Below are 5,151 nucleotides of genomic sequence, written 5' to 3' on the forward strand. Positions count from 1 at the left end.
CGTGGAGCCCCCGATTCCCGGGCCCCGATCGGGGCCGGGCGCGTATAGTTAATCCCCGCGCACGGACGGGCCAGCGCCCGCGACCTGCGCGGAGTACCTTGAGAACCGGATACTGCGATCGAAAGATCGACGTGACAGACAAGCGAAATTTCGAACTCTGACGCCACGTCAGAGACGTCAATTTCAGCGAATCCGAGATCAGCGGGATCTATGGACGGGACGGACCGACCACTCACATTGCAGGACGGCTCAGAGCCGTCTCTCATTTGAACGGAGAGTTCGATCCTGGCTCAGGATGAACGCTGGCGGCGCGCCTAACACATGCAAGTCGAACGGTTAAAGCACCTCCGGGTGTGCATAAAGTGGCGAACGGCTGAGTAACACGTGGGCAACCTGCCCCTCGCTCCGGGACAGCCTCGGGAAACCGTGGGTAATACCGGATACTCCGCCGCCCCCGCATGGGGGAGGCGGGAAAGCCCAGACGGCGAGGGATGGGCCCGCGGCCTGTTAGCTAGTTGGTGGGGCAACGGCCCACCAAGGCGATTATGGGTAGCTGGGTTGAGAGACCGACCAGCCAGATTGGGACTGAGACACGGCCCAGACTCCTACGGGAGGCAGCAGTGGGGAATCTTGCGCAATGGGCGAAAGCCTGACGCAGCGACGCCGCGTGCGGGACGAAGGCCTTCGGGTCGTAAACCGCTTTCAGCAGGGACGAGGCCGCGAGGTGACGGTACCTGCAGAAGAAGCCCCGGCTAACTACGTGCCAGCAGCCGCGGTAATACGTAGGGGGCGAGCGTTATCCGGATTCATTGGGCGTAAAGCGCTCGTAGGCGGTCCGTTAGGTCGGGAGTCAAATCCGGGGGCTCAACCCCCGCCCGCTCCCGATACCGGCGGACTTGAGTTTGGTAGGGGAAGGCGGAATTCCAAGTGTAGCGGTGGAATGCGCAGATATTTGGAAGAACACCGGTGGCGAAGGCGGCCTTCTGGGCCACAACTGACGCTGAGGAGCGAAAGCTAGGGGAGCGAACAGGATTAGATACCCTGGTAGTCCTAGCCGTAAACGATGGACACTAGGTGTGGGGGGAACGTCCCTCCGTGCCGCAGCTAACGCATTAAGTGTCCCGCCTGGGGAGTACGGCCGCAAGGCTAAAACTCAAAGGAATTGACGGGGGCCCGCACAAGCAGCGGAGCATGTGGCTTAATTCGAAGCAACGCGAAGAACCTTACCAGGGCTTGACATCCAGGTGAAGCGGCGGAAACGCCGTGGCCGAGAGGAGCCTGGACAGGTGGTGCATGGCTGTCGTCAGCTCGTGTCGTGAGATGTTGGGTTAAGTCCCGCAACGAGCGCAACCCTCGTCGCATGTTGCCAGCGGTTCGGCCGGGCACCCATGCGAGACCGCCGGCGTCAAGCCGGAGGAAGGTGGGGATGACGTCAAGTCATCATGCCCCTTATGTCCTGGGCTGCACACGTGCTACAATGGCCGGCACAATGGGCTGCCACTGCGCGAGCAGGAGCGAATCCCCAAAGCCGGTCCCAGTTCGGATTGGAGGCTGCAACCCGCCTCCATGAAGTCGGAGTTGCTAGTAATCGCGGATCAGCACGCCGCGGTGAATAAGTTCCCGGGCCTTGTACACACCGCCCGTCACACCACCCGAGTCGACTGCACCCGAAGTCGTCGGCCCAACCTCGTGAGGGAGGCGCCGAAGGTGTGGTTGGTAAGGGGGGTGAAGTCGTAACAAGGTAGCCGTACCGGAAGGTGCGGCTGGATCACCTCCTTTCTAGGGAGAATCGCCTCTTTAGAAGAGAACACGATGACGGACGCCCCGTCCATCCCAGCTGAGAGTCAGTCGCGTCGCGCCCCAGGGCGCGCAGTGTCCGGTCCCCGGGGCACGCCCCCGCCGTACCTTGAGAGCTGCATAGCGTGACGAAGATTCTTCTTCAAAGATCGCATCTATACGATAAGTATGTTCGAGCCATCGAAGAGAAGATGGTAAGGGCAAACGGTGGATGCCTTGGCACAGGAAGCCGACGAAGGACGCGACAAGCTGCGATAAGCCGCGGTTAGGGGCACTTGCCCGCTCGACCCGCGGATCTCCGAATGGGAAAACCCGGCGGGAGTCATTTCCCGTCACGCCCGGCCGAACACATAGGCCGGGCCGAGGCAACCGGGGGAACTGAAACATCTAAGTACCCCGAGGAAGAGAAATCAAACGAGATTCCCCTAGTAGTGGCGAGCGAACGGGGACCTAGGACAAACCGGCGGCCGCGCAAGCGCCGCCGGGGTTGTAGGGCCGCACATTGTGCAGTTACAAAACCTCGTGGAAGCGGAACGGCATGGGAAGGCCGGCGGTACAGGGTTAGAGCCCCGTACGCGAATCCGCGAGGACTGCCGTGCGGTGCCTGAGTACCGCCGGACACGTGAAACCCGGTGGGAAGCTGGGGGGTCCACCCTCCAATCCTAAATACTCTCCTGTGACCGATAGTGGACCAGTACCGTGAGGGAAAGGTGAAAAGCACCCCGGGAGGGGAGTGAAATAGTACCTGAAACCGTTTGCCTACAAGCAGTCGGAGCAGCGCTTGCGCTGTGACGGCGTGCCTTTTGTAGAATGAGCCAGCGAGTTACGGTGCGTGGCGAGGTTAAGCCAGCAAGCGAGCCGCAGCGAAAGCGAGTCCGAATGGGGCGAGCAGTCGCGCGCCGTAGACGCGAAGCCGGGTGAGCTATCCATGGGCAGGCTGAAGCGGGGGTAAGACCCCGTGGAGGGCCGAACCCACCTAGGTTGAAAACTGGGGGGATGACCTGTGGATAGGAGTGAAAGGCCTATCAAACCCGGAGATATCTCGTTCTCCCCGAAATAGCTTTAGGGCTAGCCTCGGACGTTTACCTGCGGGGGTAGAGCACTGAACGGACGCGGGGGCCTCACCGCCTACCAACTCCGATCAAACTCCGAATACCGCCGGTCCAGAGTCCGGGAGTCAGAACATGTGGGCTAAGCTGTGTGTTCGAAAGGGAAACAGCCCAGACCGCCCGCTAAGGTCCCGAAGTCCGTGCTAAGTGGCAAAGGATGTGCGTTTGCCTAGACAACCAGGATGTTGGCTTAGAAGCAGCCATTCATTTAAAGAGTGCGTAATAGCTCACTGGTCGAGTGGACATGCGCCGACAATATACGGGGCTAAGCACGGCACCGAAGCGGCGGGCCAGGTTCGCCTGGCGGTAGGGGAGCTTTCCGTCCGCGGCGAAGCGCCGGGGTGACCCGACGTGGAGCGGCCGGAAGTGAGAATGCTGGCATGAGTAACGAGAGCGGCGTGAAAAACGCCGCCGCCGTAAACCCAAGGTTTCCTGGGCAAGGCTAATCCTCCCAGGGTCAGTCGGGAGCTAAGGCGAGGCCGGAAGGCGTAGCCGATGCACAGCAGGTTGACATTCCTGCACCTCCGAACGGACGCTATCACCGATGGGGCGACGGAGAAGGGTAGCCGAACGGGGTTCTGGACGTCCCCGCGATGGCACGTAGGCCGGGGGGCAGTGAAACGCGCCCCCCGCGAAGGCTGAGGTGCCGGACGAAGCGACTGAGCGAAGTCGGTGAGCCCATGCTTCCAAGAAAACCCTCTAGGGAGCCCGCAGGAGCCCGTACCGCAAACCGACACAGGTGGGTGGGTAGAGCATACCAAGGCGATCGGGAGAACCATGGTTAAGGAACTCGGCAAAATTGCCCCGTAACTTCGGGAGAAGGGGTGCCGCCTCGGGTGGAGGGACTTGCTCCCCGAGCCCAGGGCGGTCACAGTAAATAGGCCCAAGCGACTGTTTATCAAAAACACAGGACTCTGCTGAAGTCGTAAGACGACGTATAGGGTCTGACGCCTGCCCGGTGCCGGAAGGTCACGAGGAGCCGTCAGCGCGAGCGAAGCGGCGAATCCAAGCCCCGGTAAACGGCGGCCGTAACTATAACGGTCCTAAGGTAGCGAAATTCCTTGTCGGGTAAGTTCCGACCTGCACGAAAGGCGTAACGATTTGGGCGCTGTCTCAACCATGGACCCGGTGAAATTGCACTAGTCGTGAAGATGCGACTTACCCGCGGAAGGACGGAAAGACCCCGTGAACCTTTACTGCAGCTTGACATTGGCTGCCGGTTCGTCGTGTAGAGGATAGGTGGGAGACGCTGAACCAGGGACGCCAGTCTCTGGGGAGTCGCCCTTGGAATACCACCCTCGACGTTCTGGCATCCTAACCCGCGACCGTTATCCGGCGCGGGGACCGTGTCAGGTGGGTAGTTTGACTGGGGCGGTCGCCTCCTAAAGAGTAACGGAGGCGCACGTAAGGTCTGCTCAGGACGGTCGGCAACCGTCCCTTTGAGTGCAAGAGCATAAGCAGGCTTGACTGCGAGACGGACAGGTCGAGCAGATGGGAAACCAGGTTCTAGTGATCCGGCGGCTCAGCGTGGTATGGCCGTCGCTCAACGGATAAAAGGTACTCCGGGGATAACAGGCTGATCTTCCCCAAGAGTCCACATCGACGGGAAGGTTTGGCACCTCGATGTCGGCTCATCGCATCCTGGGGCTGGAGCAGGTCCCAAGGGTATGGCTGTTCGCCATTTAAAGCGGTACGCGAGCTGGGTTCAGAACGTCGTGAGACAGTTCGGTCCCTATCCTCCGTGGGCGCAGGAGAACTGAGGGAGGCTGCCCCTAGTACGAGAGGACCGGGGTGGACGGACCTCCGGTGTACGGGTTGTCGACCAACGGCATCGCCCGGTAGCTGAGTCCGGTTCGGATAACCGCTGAAAGCATCTAAGCGGGAAGCCAGTCCCGAGATGAGTTCTCCCTTCGGTAAGGCCACTCGTAGACTACGAGTTCGATAGGCCGCAGATGTAAGCCCCGCGAGGGGTTGAGTCGAGCGGTACTAATCGGCCGAGCTCTTCTCTTCTTCCCAATCTCGCCCGAACGCGATCTTCGGGGAGGTCGACGTCACGCTGTGCGGCCCTGAGGGCACGGCGACGCGCCCCCGAGAGCAGAATGCCCCTTGTTGGTCAGCGACCATGGCAGGGGAGGCACACCCGGTCCCATTCCGAACCCGGAAGTTAAGCCCCCGAGCGCCGATGGTACTGCGGAGTCAGTCCGTGGGAGAGCAGGACGTCGCTGACCAACAAGGGGCATTTTGC

General features: G+C 61.0%; 3 rRNA genes. All 3 read left to right on the forward strand.

The window, feature by feature from the left end:
• Positions 1 to 267: 267 nt before the first annotated feature.
• The 3 genes from H6A07_RS09650 (at position 268) to rrf (ending at position 5,134) form a co-directional block, all read left to right on the forward strand.
• Positions 268 to 1,779: ribosomal RNA gene (locus H6A07_RS09650) — 16S ribosomal RNA — on the forward strand.
• Positions 1,780 to 1,981: 202 nt separating this feature from the next.
• Positions 1,982 to 4,916 (forward strand): 23S ribosomal RNA (locus H6A07_RS09655).
• 102 nt (positions 4,917 to 5,018) lie between these two features.
• Positions 5,019 to 5,134: ribosomal RNA gene (rrf, locus tag H6A07_RS09660) — 5S ribosomal RNA — on the forward strand.
• Together the 16S, 23S and 5S rRNA genes form the textbook arrangement of a ribosomal RNA operon.
• Positions 5,135 to 5,151: the final 17 nt, after the last annotated feature.

It is taken from the genome of Olsenella uli, from assembly GCF_016899935.1.
In the GTDB taxonomy this organism is placed as follows: Bacteria; Actinomycetota; Coriobacteriia; order Coriobacteriales; family Atopobiaceae; genus Thermophilibacter; species Thermophilibacter uli_B.